The 13,945-nt window shown below is 37.8% G+C and carries 12 protein-coding genes; 4 read left to right on the top strand and 8 right to left on the bottom strand.

Features of this window, described 5'->3' with window-relative positions; all coding sequences use genetic code 11:
* The first annotated feature begins 98 nt into the window (after positions 1-98).
* Positions 99-878: a hypothetical protein gene (locus tag JHC30_05580; protein ID MCI4463625.1), complete on the top strand. Its 780-nt coding sequence runs from the start codon at positions 99-101 to the stop codon at positions 876-878.
* Positions 868-3,699 (top strand): excinuclease ABC subunit UvrA, encoded by a 2,832-nt coding sequence (uvrA, locus tag JHC30_05575; GenBank protein MCI4463624.1) that lies wholly within the window; start codon positions 868-870, stop codon positions 3,697-3,699. Before JHC30_05580 ends, uvrA begins: the two co-directional genes overlap by 11 nt.
* On the opposite strand, the gene JHC30_05570 is transcribed toward uvrA, so the two are convergent.
* Genes JHC30_05570 through rgy form a run of 7 tightly spaced genes read right to left on the bottom strand, consistent with a single transcriptional unit; the run spans position 3,682 to position 12,222 of the window.
* Complete coding sequence (locus JHC30_05570) at positions 3,682-4,503, bottom strand: ATP-binding protein (protein ID MCI4463623.1); 822 nt, start codon at positions 4,501-4,503, stop codon at positions 3,682-3,684. The genes uvrA and JHC30_05570 overlap by 18 nt on opposite strands.
* Positions 4,451-5,956: a hypothetical protein gene (locus JHC30_05565; GenBank protein MCI4463622.1), complete on the bottom strand. Its 1,506-nt coding sequence runs from the start codon at positions 5,954-5,956 to the stop codon at positions 4,451-4,453. The genes JHC30_05570 and JHC30_05565 overlap by 53 nt, the downstream gene beginning before the upstream one ends.
* A complete protein-coding gene (locus JHC30_05560; protein MCI4463621.1) occupies positions 5,934-6,944 on the bottom strand; it encodes a radical SAM protein in 1,011 nt (336 codons plus the stop codon). The genes JHC30_05565 and JHC30_05560 overlap by 23 nt, the downstream gene beginning before the upstream one ends.
* A complete protein-coding gene (locus tag JHC30_05555) occupies positions 6,922-7,788 on the bottom strand; it encodes a hypothetical protein (GenBank protein ID MCI4463620.1) in 867 nt (288 codons plus the stop codon). The genes JHC30_05560 and JHC30_05555 overlap by 23 nt, the downstream gene beginning before the upstream one ends.
* 14 nt (positions 7,789-7,802) lie before the next feature.
* Positions 7,803-8,048 carry a thiamine-binding protein gene (locus JHC30_05550; protein ID MCI4463619.1) on the bottom strand — a complete coding sequence of 82 codons (246 nt, stop codon included), beginning with the start codon at positions 8,046-8,048 and terminating at the stop codon, positions 7,803-7,805.
* A complete protein-coding gene (locus JHC30_05545) occupies positions 8,039-8,722 on the bottom strand; it encodes a class I SAM-dependent methyltransferase (protein ID MCI4463618.1) in 684 nt (227 codons plus the stop codon). Before JHC30_05545 ends, JHC30_05550 begins: the two co-directional genes overlap by 10 nt.
* A gap of 20 nt (positions 8,723-8,742) precedes the next feature.
* A complete protein-coding gene (rgy, locus tag JHC30_05540; protein ID MCI4463617.1) occupies positions 8,743-12,222 on the bottom strand; it encodes a reverse gyrase in 3,480 nt (1,159 codons plus the stop codon).
* Between the two features lie 55 nt (positions 12,223-12,277).
* Between rgy and JHC30_05535 the strand changes: the two genes are divergently transcribed.
* On the top strand, positions 12,278-12,448 hold the full coding sequence (locus JHC30_05535; GenBank protein MCI4463616.1) for a hypothetical protein: 171 nt from the start codon (positions 12,278-12,280) through the stop codon (positions 12,446-12,448).
* Positions 12,449-12,506: 58 nt separating this feature from the next.
* Positions 12,507-13,103: an indolepyruvate oxidoreductase subunit beta gene (locus JHC30_05530; GenBank protein ID MCI4463615.1), complete on the top strand. Its 597-nt coding sequence runs from the start codon at positions 12,507-12,509 to the stop codon at positions 13,101-13,103.
* A gap of 71 nt (positions 13,104-13,174) precedes the next feature.
* Here JHC30_05530 and JHC30_05525 read toward each other — a convergent pair whose 3' ends face one another.
* Positions 13,175-13,825 (bottom strand): peroxiredoxin, encoded by a 651-nt coding sequence (locus JHC30_05525; GenBank protein MCI4463614.1) that lies wholly within the window; start codon positions 13,823-13,825, stop codon positions 13,175-13,177.
* Positions 13,826-13,945: the final 120 nt, after the last annotated feature.

Below are 13,945 nucleotides of genomic sequence, written 5' to 3'. Positions count from 1 at the left end.
TCCTCCACTTACTAATATGTCGAATGTGTCGAAAATTTTAAAAATCACTTGTAAAAACTTTAAATTGCCTTATAATTATAATTTGTTGGAGAGATAAAATGGACAAAACTATTAAGGTATCAAAAAAGATTTTTTTCGAGGCAATACTTGTCTCGCTTATTCCTACAATAACTATTTTTCTAAACAGATATCTCAGTTTTAAAACCGATGTCTGGTATGTAGGAAGCACACTTACAATACTCGGTCAATACCTTTTGAGTACTGCAGTTCTTCTTATAATAACTCTTATCGAAAGAGGTTTGGTTAAAAATCTTTTCCTTATTTCGCTTCTGCTTAATTCGATCTTATTTGTTTTAAGGCTTCTTGCTTCATCCTTGCCTGGTATTTTATCCCAAGTGTTTAATATTTTCTTACCCATAACTTACATTGGAATTGAAACAGTGTTCCTTGCAAGCATACCGCTCGTTGAAAACTTTAAAACAATTGCTCCTTTTTACGGCATTCTTACAATTACTATCCTAAAGTTTATTATAAATTATTTCATTATGGTCCCCGTCCTTAACAATCTTCAGGACATCCATTTAGTTATGTTTCTCATATTCATAAGCCAGATTATTCCTATGGTGCTTTTTGCAAGACTTCCATTTGAACTTACAAATTATCCTTACCTCGAAGCCATGAAAAAGAGCCTTCTTGACTTTAAAAAGTATTTCAGGGCATCTCTTACAATAGGAAGCATTTACTCCGTTATTGTTGCGGTTGTATCCGTTTTTGGTGCAATTGCAAGTTCAGAGTATATATTTCCAATAATCCTCAATTACATTTCCATAATCGTTTTTGTGTATTTCTTTGTTTGGATTGCAGAATATGAGAGATGACATTTACATAAAAGGGGCAAGGGTTCACAATCTCAAGAACATCACCCTTACCATTCCTCGTAATAAACTTGTTGTTATAACGGGTGTATCAGGTTCTGGCAAATCTTCTCTTGCCTTTGACACGATTTACGCAGAGGGGCAGAGGCGTTATGTAGAGTCGCTTTCTGCATATGCAAGGCAGTTTATTGGTCTTATGGAAAAGCCCGATGTCGATGTGATTGAAGGGCTTTCTCCTGCCATTGCAATTGACCAAAAGAGCGCAAGCAAAAACCCTCGCTCAACTGTTGGCACAATGACCGAGATTTATGATTATCTCAGGCTTCTTTATGCACGTATTGGCGTTCCGCATTGCCCTAATGACGGCACTGAAATAAAAAAGCAAACACCAGACGAGATTGTCGAGCAGATTTTTAAGAACCTTCCACATAAAAAAATCGAAATCCTTGCGCCTCTTGTCCGAGGAAGAAAAGGAGAATACAAGGCACTTTTCGAAAAGTATCTCAAAAAGGGATATGTGAGAGTAAGAGTGGATAATGAAATGCACTTACTTCAGGAGGAAATCCCTCTCGATAAGAACAAGAAGCATGATATAGACCTCGTTATTGATAGAGTGGTTGTTGTGGATGATGAAAAAAGCCGTATCGAAGATTCGATTGAACTTGCCCTTAGCGAAGGCGATGGTGTGGTTAAAGTGAGGGACGAAGAAGGGCAGGAATATCTCTACTCATCTAAATTTGCATGTCCTGTGTGCGGGTTTTCCATTGAAGAGATTGAGCCACGTTTATTTTCATTTAATTCTCCTTATGGCGCTTGCCCTGAATGTACTGGGCTTGGCTTTAAAATTGAGCCAGACCCTGATTTAATAGTGCGTGACTGGAATCTGAGCCTGGAAGAAGGCGCTATTCAAATACCAGGTTTTAGGGGCTTTGATACCTACACATTTCAGATTCTTTTACAGGTTGCTCGGAAATACGGTATTGATACCTACAAGCCATTAAAGAAACTTTCGAAGGACGAACTTGATGTAATTTTCTATGGGACAGAGGGAAAAACTCCTGTTAGAGTCACCTCAAAGAATGGCGAAACTTACAGTTTTTCAACATACTTCGAAGGTATAGTTAATCTCCTTAAGAGGCGTTATAACGAAACAGAATCGGAAAATATGAAAGAGGAATATGAGAAGTTTATGCGGCGTGTCGAGTGTCCTGTGTGCCACGGAAAAAGGTTAAAACCAGAAGCCCTTGCAGTTACTGTTGACGGAATAAACATTGCAGACTTAACTTCTATGTCTGTAAATCAAGCGTACAGATTTTTCATAAATCTTGAAAAGAAACTGACCGAAAAGGAAAAAATGATTTCGCACCAGATTATAAAGGAAATAAAAAACAGGCTTAAATTCTTGCTTGATGTGGGCTTATCCTATCTTACCCTCGACAGACCCTCCGAGACGCTTGCAGGTGGCGAAGCGCAAAGGATTCGTCTTGCAACCCAGGTAGGCTCGAAACTTGTTGGTGTCCTCTATGTGCTCGATGAGCCTTCAATTGGGCTTCATCCAAGGGATACCGATAAACTTCTAAACACCCTTAAAGAACTAAGAAACCTTGGAAATACTGTAATTGTTGTTGAACACGATGAGGAGACAATAAGAGAAGCAGATTACATAATCGACATTGGACCTGGAGCAGGTGAAGAGGGCGGATATGTCGTTAAGACAGGAACTCTTCAGGACATTATAAACGAGCATAGGTCTTTAACGGGTCAATACCTGAAGGGGGAGTTAAAGATACCTGTGCCAGAGGAGAGGCGAAAAGGAAACGGTGAATTTCTTGTAGTAATTGGCGCAAGGGAACACAACCTCAAGAATATCGATGTTGCCTTTCCACTTCACACATTCATATGTGTTACAGGTGTATCTGGCTCTGGAAAATCCACACTTATTTATGACATTCTTTATAAGGCGCTAATGAAGAAACTTTATAAGACAAAGGAAGAACCTGGCAAACACGATAAAATCGAAGGTATAGAGTATATTGATAAAGTCGTAATGGTTGACCAGTCGCCGATTGGAAGGACGCCTCGTTCGAACCCTGCAACATATACAGGTGCATTTACACCCATAAGGGAACTTTTTGCAAGCCTTCCTGAATCAAAGGCAAAGGGCTACAAGGCTGGAAGATTCAGTTTTAATGTGCCAGGTGGAAGATGCGAAGCGTGTGAAGGTAACGGCTATATTAAGGTAGAGATGCAGTTTTTGCCTGATGTTTATGTGCCCTGTGAGGTGTGCCACGGAAAGAGGTATAACAAGGAGACACTTGAAATAAAATACAAAGGCAAAAGCATTGCTGATGTGCTTGAGATGAGCGTAAAGGAAGCCCTTGCATTCTTTGAGAATATCCCTGAGATCAAGCGAAAACTCCAATTTCTGGACGATGTTGGGCTTGGCTACATAAAGTTGGGGCAATCTGCAACAACGCTTTCAGGTGGCGAGGCGCAGAGGGTAAAACTTGCTTCTGAACTTCAAAAAAGGGGCACCGGCAGGACTGTCTATTTTCTTGATGAGCCAACAACAGGGCTTCACTTTGCAGATGTTCACAAACTCATAGATGTTCTTCAGAGACTTGTAAATCAGGGGAACACGGTCATTATTATTGAGCATAACCTTGATGTCATAAAGTCTGCAGATTATATTATTGACCTTGGTCCTGAGGGGGGAGAGCGTGGAGGTTATGTTGTTGCAACGGGCACTCCAGAGGAAGTTGCAAACAACCCAAAATCCTACACCGGGCAATACCTCAAAAAAGTATTAGGATTGACTAAGTAACCACTTGTAAGCTGGTATAACATCTACTATTATATCGTCAAATTTGAGTTCTTCCTCGTCTTCATTTGTTAAAATTAAGCCTCTTTTAACCCCGAGAAATTTACATGCTTCTACAACTCCCTCTAATTCTCTTGTTCTGTTTAAATCGTTCAATTCATAGGTTACTTGAATTGGTATAAACTCGTTATCTTTTTTAGCAATAAAGTCGCACTCTCTTTTCTCATCGAAGTAAAATATCTCGTAACCTCTTCTTTTCAATTCAATAAAAACTATGTTTTCGAGTCTTTTTCCAAAGTTTTTTGAAAATGTATCCTTTGCAAGTCCAACATCTACAAGATATAATTTTGCAGGATTTCTTGCCCTTTTATATACAGAGTCTGTAAACTTTCTTACCTCAAAAACAAGCATACTTTCAAGGAAGTATCTGTAGTATTCAAAAAGAGAATCCTTAGAAAATGATAGTTTATCTTTATACTGCTTGTATATTGCTGTTAGTGAGATTTTAGTAGAATATGACGAAAAAAGCTGGTCAAAAAGCGTCTTTATTAGCGGCAAGTTTGATATTTCGTATCTTTCTACAATGTCTTTAAAGAACATTGCATTCAGGTATTCTTCAAGAATTTTTTTCTTTTCGAAGTCTGTGTTCGCAAGTGCTACTTCTGGAAAACCACCCCAGGTTAGGAAACTTATCCTTCTGTCAAGGACAAATTTTATAATTTTTATCCTTCTGAGAAGGACGATTTTTATAAGGTTAGTTTTTATGCGTGTTTTGTGGGTCTCTGTAAACGAGGCGAGAAAATGCAACTACCCTTCCAAGAGTCATTGGTCTTGTTATGACAAAGTGTGCGAGGACTTTTTTAAACGAATGAGTTTTTCTATAGTATTTCAAAAACATCTTTGACATCTCTTTTGGCGATGGCGGGCGTATTGGTGAGGTTATAAGGTCAAAGTATTCTTCAATTGAAGGTTCGATTTCTTTTGAGGAACGCACTTTAAGAAACTTTCTTATTTCATCTGCTGTTGGCGATGAGTCGATATGCTTTTTAAGGCGCTTTAATTCAACGAGTTTTTTAAGGAATTTTACAAAATTCACTCTGTCTTTTTTTACGCCGTTTGAGACATTCCTTATGTGCCGTGTAAAACTTTTCATTTTGGATAACAATTTTTCCTTTTCTTCGAGCATTGCAAAGTAAACAACCTTCTTAATATCATAGATTGCCTTTTTGTAGTCGTATCCTTCTTTTATGTCCTCTATGTTTTTAACCTTTAGCGACATAAGGTATTCTTTATATTGTGGGAATAAGTCATAAGGGTCTTTTATGACCTCAAAATCACCCAGAAGTTTTTGAAGTGCCTTCCTAACTTTTCTATTGTTTAGATAAGGATACGGGAATATTACAAAATCACGATCTAAAATTATAACATTTGAAAGTGCAAGTTCCTCTTCAATCATATTTAAGGATTTTACACTCGACTTTACGAAGGAGTAATTTACCCTCGAGAAGGAGTTCGGAAAAGGCATACCAAAATTGAAAAATGCGCTGAGATACATTTTCATTAAAGTTGCTGTTGCAAACGAGTGGTCAAAAAGGGTAATATCATTTGCAAAGAGGCGTGTTTCTGAAAGTGTCCCCAAAAACGGTTCCTTTGAATATTCAATCACCTTTTTTCTAAAGGACTTTATATCGAAATCCTTTTCAAAGTGAGCATCAATAAGTGCAGAATCCAATTTGTTGTAGAGTTCTATGCGTTTTTTATCAAGTGCGTCTATATCAATTCTTATGGGATCCTCAAAGAACCTATCGATATATACATCCCTGTAGCCCTGTTTTCCTGAGTCAAGCGGATTTGATGCGTCCATATGGTCTAAGGTTTTTAAAAGTGCCATTATCTTGTAGTCTTCAATTTTGTCCTTAAGGTTGCAGGGCGGTTTTCTTAAACATCTATTGCAACCATGATGTGCGCAGATCATATGGAGGAGTGTAAAATCAGTTTCAAAAGGCAAACTTGATGGATTAATTCCTAAGAATTTATAGATTTCAATGTTAAGGAAGATATAGAGATTTTTTGGCACACGGTTTTGCATAAGGTCTATAAAGATTATCTGTCCGTGAAAATCAAGCCCCTTTATTCCTTTTGCTTTCGATGTTAAGAAATACCGTGAAAGTTTTCCGATATCGTGAAGAAATGCGCCTACCTCAAGGAGAAGTATTAGTTTTTTGAAACTATTATCATCACTTGAATATGACTTTTCCATCAAAGACTTCTTTTACAAAGTCCTTAAAAACGAAACTCATATCAGTTGGCTTTTCCGGGAAGTTGTAGAATGGTCCCTTTGGCATCTCGTTATAAAAAGGCCTGTTACAGTTTGGGCAGCCTTGAGTTATGTAATTTGAAGGGTCATTTAAAAGATTGAGGATTTTATCCTTATCGAGATCCATTTCAATGCCTGTAAGGTTAGTGCCGTCAAAAACTGGCTTAAAGGAAATCTTCTTAAAGAAAAGAGACCTTACAAACTGAAATTTCCTGTAACGTCCAATTGGTACTTTTGGATGGTTTTCTAAGGGTGTCCCTTTTACGGGAGTAAAAGCGAAAAGTGAAACAAGCACATTGTGTTCAAAAAACATTTTCATTGCATCGTATAATTCAAAATCTGTTTCTTTAAGCCCTACTATTATATGCGTTGTTATCTTTCCTTTAAATTCAGAAGAAGCCTCAAGGATCCCTTTTACGCTTTCTTCGAAATTGCCCCCCCTAATCTCAGAAAAATATTCCTTTGAAACAACATCAATTGGAAGACCAATGCGCTCTACACCAAGTAAAAAAAGTTCTCTTATGTGTTTTAAATTTGGCTCTCTTATGGAGATAGAAATTGGCTTTTGAATACCTTCATCTTTGAGAACTTTCAAGAATCCCACAAGGTCTTCGTAATAGTTTTTGCCGTTTACAACCTGGAAGCAAATCCGCTTGTAATCGTTTTCGTGTGTAATAAGTGCGTTAAGCACATTTTTAAACTTCTCTTTTGGCCATGTAACTCTTGAAAGGTTTTCAATGTTTGCCTTTGAACTTCTTGACTGTGCACAGTAAAGGCAGTTATAGAGGCAACGCTCCTCAACCATAAGATAAATTGTTGTTGGCTTTGCAAATATTTTTACATCCTTTAAGCCAAGGAGTGCAAGGCTTCCAATAGAGACCCTTATATCTTTTTCAAGTACTTCTTCTTTATATAAGGGCACAACACTCATTGAATACCTTCACTTCCTCGTTATTTTCTTTTACCAAATCCCTCAGTGCTTTTGAGGGGAGGACAAATCCTTTAACACCTAATTTGTATGCCTCAACATCAAGCCTTTCTCTATATTCTCCAAAAGGACGCATACAGCCAAGGAAAAGGGTTGTCGTGCGGGATGTCCTTCGATGTGCCTTGTCAATCATTGAAAGGACTTTGTCCAGGTCTGGGGTGGGGCAGTTTTCGTAGGGGGTGCCTTTTGTTGGTATAAAAACATCTATCACGATAATCGTTGGCTTAATGTAAGCAAGTTCGTCTATGGTGTCCTCTTCGCCTGAGTCGATTTCGCCACACTTTAGTCCAAGGGTTATGTGTGGCACAACACGGGACTGCGGAAGCCCCTCATCATTTTCTATACGCCCGCCAATAATTCTTCTCATAAGAAGATAAGTTTTCTCGAAGTCTTCCCTTGTTTTGTCTTTGAGGTTATATACATCCTGAATTACTCTGTTATCATAAACAAAGTCAAAAGAAATTCTTTCAACATAAGGCTTTATTGCTCTTATCTCTTCTTCGCTTATGAGCCCTGTGTGGAAGTTTAGTTTAAGTCCCATCGAATGAACTTTTTTAATAAAATCCATATGAGGAATTAAAGGCACTTTTCCTTCTGGAGTTGACCCGCCTGAAATAAGGATGCTTTTGAATCTTCCGGGATTCTTTTCAAGGATATTAAGGATATCCTCTTTTGTTCTCATTCCCTTGAGGTACTGTGCGTTGCAGTGAGCGCAGTTAAGGCTGCAGGTTGTTCCTGTTAAACTTACCTCGAGGGTTTCTCTTGAAGGATAGAAAAAGTATACCATTCTAAGTTACCTGCCTATGGCTTAGGGCATGCATTCGAAAGCGTTATTACGAAGACGAAGTGAATTTTCCCTTCGAATTGTTTCATAACTTCATTAAACGCCTTAAAGATGACTTCTGAGTCTCCGTATGTTACAGAACTCGTTGCCCCAACTGTTACTTCAAGCCCAAAACTTTTTACAATTCTAACTGCTTCGTAAACATAATCCCCGTAGTTTTCAACTTTCAAGGGATATACTGAAAATTGTGCTGTTATAAGCATTTTGTCCCCCTTCCTACAAGCAGTGCCCCAAAGGGCTTAAGGTAACGCCTTCCGAATTGCTCGAGTTTTTGTGCGTTGTTAAGTACGAATTGCGGAGGCGATGGATTAAAAAATACCGATGAATTTACATCAACATTACAGAGGTACTTTTGCATAAGCCCTTTTAATTCCCAGTAGGTATAGAAGTGCATGCCTCTAAATAGGTCGTTTGGGTTAAACATGCCCCTTATTCTTCTTGAGATACCATAAAAAGAAATTGCATTTAGCACTGCTATTACAACACGCCCACTATCTTTTGCAACACGCACCATCTCGCTTACAAACTTGTCTGGGTCTTTTGAGTTTTCCATTGAAGTCATAGAAAGGACTATGTCGAATGTTTTGTCCTCGTATGGGATTGCTTCGCCGTAGCCAAATTTTACTTCGAAACCTCGAGATTGAGCAATCTTAAGCATGTTGTATGCTGGGTCGATCCCATAAACTTCAGCACCGCGCTTCCTGAATTCCATAGCAAATAAGCCTGTTCCAATGCCAACTTCAAGCATCTTTTTCCCTTTTAGGTCGCCTACAGCCTCAAGAAGTGCATTTAATTCAAGTTCTTTTACGACTTTTCCAATTGGTGTTTCAAACCAACTGTCGTATTCGTTTGCAATTGCATCAAATTTTTCTTCCATCGCTAAATTATATCACAGATTTACTCTTCGATTGTTGTATATGTTAATTCTACAAGTTTTTCGAGTTCGAGGTTCCTGAATATTTCTCCAATTTCTGTATTATAGTCCCTGAGGCCCGCTTCAACTTCGTCCATCTTGTTTTCGAGCTCTTTTGTGTAGTCTTCGCTTACAAAAGGCGAAACCTTCTTATTTTTCTTTATGAGGCGTAAAACTTCAATTCCAAGCCTTGTTGGTATAAGGTATCCTTTTTTATCTATTACATACCTTCTCTGGATGAGTTTTTCGATTGTTATTGCGTATGTTGACGGTCTTCCAATACCTTTTTCTTTCATTTCTTGAATTATTGTTGCATGCGTATAGAAGGGCACTTCACTTCTTCTATATTGCACTTTCTTTTGAACAGGATATGTTCCATCCTCAATTGCATAAACTTCAACCGGCAAAATCTTATTAAAACCTTCCTCTACAATAGAAAGATTTACTTCTTCCTCTGTTTCGAGGTGTTTGTCTTCAAGTGCTATCTCAAAAAGGACATTTCCCTTTTCTACTTTTGTTTCTTTCATTTGCGATGCAATAAACTGTCTGAATATGAGGTCATAGAGTTTTAGGTGAAGCGGCGTTATCCCTAAAACCGGGTTCATCGTGAGGTAGGATTTCAAATCCTCTACATCCATTGCTCTTGTTGGACGAATACACTCGTGTGCACCTCCAATGTTTGAATACTGCCTTATCTTCAGGAATTCACTTCCAAAATGCTCCGTAATATATTCCTTTGCAACAAAGACACCTGCATCGCTTACCCTGATGCTATCGGTCCTGTGGTAGGTTATAAATCCCATTTCGAAAAGGTCTTGAGCAAGTTGCATCGTTGTATATACGGGGATTTTGAGTTTGTTTGATGCCTCCTTAAGGAGCGTAAATGTTTCAAACGGCTTAACGAATAAGTCTTCAATTTTCCTATCTTTTACCCTTATATTTATGCTTCTAATGTTATCAAGTTCGCTTTCTTCAAGAGGCTTCGGAAGTTTAAATTCAACAGGGTATGAGTTTACGAACACCTTTAGGTAGTTTTGTTTTTTGCTTGCCTCTGTTCCACGCTCAACAATCCACTCAAGCACTGGCGTTTGAACTCTTCCTGCAGAAAGTGTCTTAAGCCCCTTTTCCCTCTGGATGTATTGCGACACGGTAAAACCAACAAACCTATCTGCAATTCTCCTTAAAAACTGTGCTTTAACAAGGTTTATGTTGATACCTCTTGAATCTCTAATTGCATTTTCAAAGGCGTGTTTTGTTATTTCATGAAACTCAATTCTCTTTATGTCTTTTGAAAAAGGAGAGAGATTTAACCACAGATCATAACTAATTTTTTCTCCCTCTGTGTCAGGGTCAGATGCAAGAAGCACTTCATTTACTTCAAGCGAAAGCCTCCTTAAGGACCTAAGGATATTTTCTCTATCTTCATCAATGGGCTCAAAGAGTGGTATGAATGTATTATCCCTTTTAAGCACTCCAAAGTAACCTTCGGTCTTATTGAGGTCGAGCACATGTCCTTTTGATGCGGCAATTGTAAGGATTGTATCCTTCATTATTATTTCAAATGCATCAAGGTTGCCTATGCGTCTCCTTAAAGGTTTCCCGTAGAATGAGGCAATTGTTCTTGCCTTGTTGGGTGACTCAACTATTACAAGTTTTGTATTGAATTTGAAGCCCTCTTTTGGGATTTTCCCTTTCTCAATTTCCTTTGCGATTCGTCTATCTTCATCAATTTCTTTTATGAGTTTATCAAGGTCAAGGCTTTCGTATGGCACTAAATCCACTTCTTCAACAAACCACTTCAACTTCTTTCTCAACACAGTAAGTGCCTTCATATCATTTGTTAAAACAAGAGAAAGCCCCTTTGTAAGGCCTGTTGCAATGAGGCGCGAAGTTCTTCCTGATGCCTGGATATAACCTGTAATATCAACAATCACAAAAGTTAAGGTGTCTCCCTTTTTTACAAGGGCAACCTCAGGTGTCGTCTCTATGATTTCAAGAATTTCCTGCCTTTGGAGAAGTTCTTTAAAGAAGCTTACCGCCTCTTCGTATGCTTTTTTAAGAGGATTTTCTTCACTTTCTTCGATTGCATAGGTGGATTTTTTGAGGATGTTAAGGTATCTATTAACCTTTGCGATTTCGGTTTCAGACAGGACTTTTCTTTTTGTAATATGTGGCATAAGCATCAATATTGCATAGTATATGCCCCTTCCACTTTCTTTTGCATCAAGGTTAAACTTCATTTTTGGCACACCAACAAAAAGCGCATACCTTATAACCGAAGGCAGGTCAATACCCCTTGCAAGCGGGTTTCTGTATGTTGAAAAGCCAACAAGGACATCGATTTTTCCTTCTTTAAAGTCTTCTAACACCTTTGAGAGGTTTTCGTAAGAGGCAGCCTTTATGCCGTTTTTATTAAGAAGATGCACAAATTTTTCAAGATCGTCGCTTGTATAATCTGTATTTAAGAAGACAAGCCCTCCTTTACCCAACCTTTTAATCTCTGAAATTGCCTCCTCTATAAGGTCTTTTTGGGTCAATTTATATGCATCGATTACATTTCTTAAAGTTGAAACAACTTTTCCAACCTCGAAATCGAGAAGTTCTCTAAAAAGAAGGACTTTCTTGGACTTCGGGTTTGTTGTCGCAGAAGACACAATTAAAACGCCTTTTCTTTTCTCCTTTATCTTTGCAACCTCTTCCTGCGCTCTATTAAGAGTATCCTCATCAATTTTCTTACTGAGGAACATTCTTTTTAGGTTGATGAGATTCATTGTCTTATCAATGTCAGCGTCATTGAAATTAAGAAGTTTGAGAATTTTATCGATATTTTTTGAGTTTTTTAAGACCGAATCAACATCATCTATAAAGACAAGTGAGTATAGCCCCTTTGGAACTGAATCAAAATTCTTGTAGAGGAAGTTTGTTGTTGTAATGAGTATTCTAAAGTCTGCATCATTTATTCGTGATTTTAGAACCTGCAATTCCTTTTTCGGGAGGTTTGAGTCGTATGCAACGATATCATTTTCATCTACGCCGTATTTTATGAGCCTTTCCTTTGCTTGCTTTACGAGGATATTTGTTGGAAAGATAAGATACACAAAGCCAAGATTTCTTTCGGTAATGTATTTTGAAAGGGTTAGCCCGAAAGTGGTTTTTCCGATTCCTGTTGGTGCAATGAGTGCAAAGGAGTTATTGAGGAAGAATCTTGTTGCCCACATCTCTTGCAGGGTTGATAAATCCATTCCAAACGTTTCTTTGAAACTCTCCTTGAAGTTTGCAATGTGCTTTCTAAGAGTGCATACGGCTTTAAATTGTTCTATCTTAAGGTAGTCGCAAATTTTTTCTTTTGGGACAACCTTATCAAGACAAATCTCGCATGTAAGACCCAATTTTAACCTTTCATCAGTTACGTCATTTCCGCAGTTTGGACAAAGCCTTTTATAAATTGTTGGAATTGTTTCCATTTTTTCCTCCAGATTCATTATAATGTTAATGTAATTATTTTAAAAGGAGGTAGAAATGTACGGTGGATTATTAGCGGGTAGTTTAGTTTTAGTTTATGTGATTATTGTGATTGCTCTTGCTATTCTTCCATTTATTTGGCTCCACAACATCAGTTTAAATTCTTACAGGTCTTACCTTGAACTTAAGGAAATTAAAGAAATGCTAAAGGAATTGAAGGATAAGTAAGAGAAAAAAGTTTTTTGCAATTTTTCTTATTATTGTTATCATATACTCGAGGTGAGGTATGCAATATAACATTTATATTACAGGTGTTGGTGGTCAGGGAGTTGTAAAAACTTCGATTGTAATAGGGCAGGCATGTATCAAAAAAGGTATTAATGTTGTTACTTCTGAAATCCACGGTATGTCTCAAAGGGGCGGTGTTGTGCCTGTTGAAGTGCGTATAGGCGATGTAAATGGTCCGATTATAAAAAGCGGAAGCGCAGACTTGCTTCTTGCTTTTGAGCCGCTTGAAGCTTTGCGAAGTCTTCCAAAGATGAACGAAAATACAATTGCTGTTGTAAATACTGCTGAGATCGTTCCATTTACTGCGTCTTTGGGAATTTCCGAGTATTTAACAAGCGCTGAATATATTAACGAGCTTAAAAAACATTTAAAAGTTGTAATTCCTGTTGATGCAGAAGGGATTGCAAAAGAAGTTGGCGATAGCATTTTATCAAATATGGTTATTCTTGGTGTTGGCGCATCGGTCCCAAATTTTCCTGTGGAAAAGGAATTTATAGAGGAAGCAATAAAAGAAAGTTTTAAGCCTCAGTATGTGAACCTCAACATCAAGGCATTTAACAGAGGCTACGAATTTGGAAAAGAGAACTTCAAGTAAATGAAAAAGGAGGAGTCTTAACCATAAAAGGCGGGGTTTTTGCCCCGCCTTTATTGTCTTTATAACTTCTATTATTTTGCTTTCTTGTGGCAGAACCACCAATCGTAGCAGGTGTATTCCTTCATCCTCTTTGAAGCAGTTTCAACATCTGCCGCTGGTGGAACAATAACTTCGTCCTTAATAAGTTCGTTGTTTGGCCAGTTTGCAGGGATTGCAACGCCTTCTTTATCTGCAAGTTGTAAGCCTTCAACAATTCTTAAAATTTCGTCCATATTTCTTCCAAGTTCCTGAGGATAGTAGAGCATAAGCCTTAGAATTCCTTTATCATCAATAACAAATACTGCTCTTACTGTGTTTGTGCCTTTGTTTGGATGAAGCATTCCAAGTGCTTCAGCAACCTGACCTCTGTCATCTGCAATTATTGGGAATGGAATTTGCACCTTTAAGGTGTTCTCAATCCACTCAACCCATTTAATGTGAGAGAAAACCTGGTCAATTGAAAGTCCAAGAAGTTCTGTGTTGAGTTTCTTAAATTGGTCGTATCTCTTTGCGAATGCAACAAATTCAGTTGTGCATACTGGTGTGAAATCTGCAGGATGGCTAAATAAAACAAGCCACTTTCCTTTGTAGTCATCTGGTAATTTCTTTACACCATGTGTTGTTTTGACAGTAAATTCTGGGAATTTTTCCCCTAATAAAGGTAATCTTTTAACTTCTTCCATCTTCTCACCTCCTATTTTATAATTTTTCTAAATTCTAATTTAATTATACATAAAAATAAATTTTTGTCAATACCTGTATAAAAACATAATTCAAAATTATCCTGAGCGTAGCGAGAGATC

Source organism: Caldisericum sp., from assembly GCA_022759145.1.
Classification (GTDB): domain Bacteria; phylum Caldisericota; class Caldisericia; order Caldisericales; family Caldisericaceae; genus Caldisericum.
Note: the sequence above shows the minus strand (reverse complement) of the source record. Positions and strands in the feature narration are given on the sequence as shown.

What these genes read in the sequence shown, in the direction of transcription:
- rgy (MCI4463617.1), bottom strand. Translation starts at nt 12,222, where the DNA reads ATGGAAACAATTCCAACAATTTATAAAAGGCTTTGTCCAAACTGCGGA.
- JHC30_05550 (MCI4463619.1), bottom strand. Translation starts at nt 8,048, where the DNA reads ATGCTTATAACAGCACAATTTTCAGTATATCCCTTGAAAGTTGAAAAC.
- JHC30_05565 (MCI4463622.1), bottom strand. Translation starts at nt 5,956, where the DNA reads ATGGAAAAGTCATATTCAAGTGATGATAATAGTTTCAAAAAACTAATA.
- JHC30_05535 (MCI4463616.1), top strand. Translation starts at nt 12,278, where the DNA reads ATGTACGGTGGATTATTAGCGGGTAGTTTAGTTTTAGTTTATGTGATT.
- JHC30_05580 (MCI4463625.1), top strand. Translation starts at nt 99, where the DNA reads ATGGACAAAACTATTAAGGTATCAAAAAAGATTTTTTTCGAGGCAATA.
- JHC30_05560 (MCI4463621.1), bottom strand. Translation starts at nt 6,944, where the DNA reads ATGAGTGTTGTGCCCTTATATAAAGAAGAAGTACTTGAAAAAGATATA.
- JHC30_05530 (MCI4463615.1), top strand. Translation starts at nt 12,507, where the DNA reads ATGCAATATAACATTTATATTACAGGTGTTGGTGGTCAGGGAGTTGTA.
- JHC30_05525 (MCI4463614.1), bottom strand. Translation starts at nt 13,825, where the DNA reads ATGGAAGAAGTTAAAAGATTACCTTTATTAGGGGAAAAATTCCCAGAA.
- JHC30_05545 (MCI4463618.1), bottom strand. Translation starts at nt 8,722, where the DNA reads ATGGAAGAAAAATTTGATGCAATTGCAAACGAATACGACAGTTGGTTT.
- JHC30_05555 (MCI4463620.1), bottom strand. Translation starts at nt 7,788, where the DNA reads ATGGTATACTTTTTCTATCCTTCAAGAGAAACCCTCGAGGTAAGTTTA.
- uvrA (MCI4463624.1), top strand. Translation starts at nt 868, where the DNA reads ATGAGAGATGACATTTACATAAAAGGGGCAAGGGTTCACAATCTCAAG.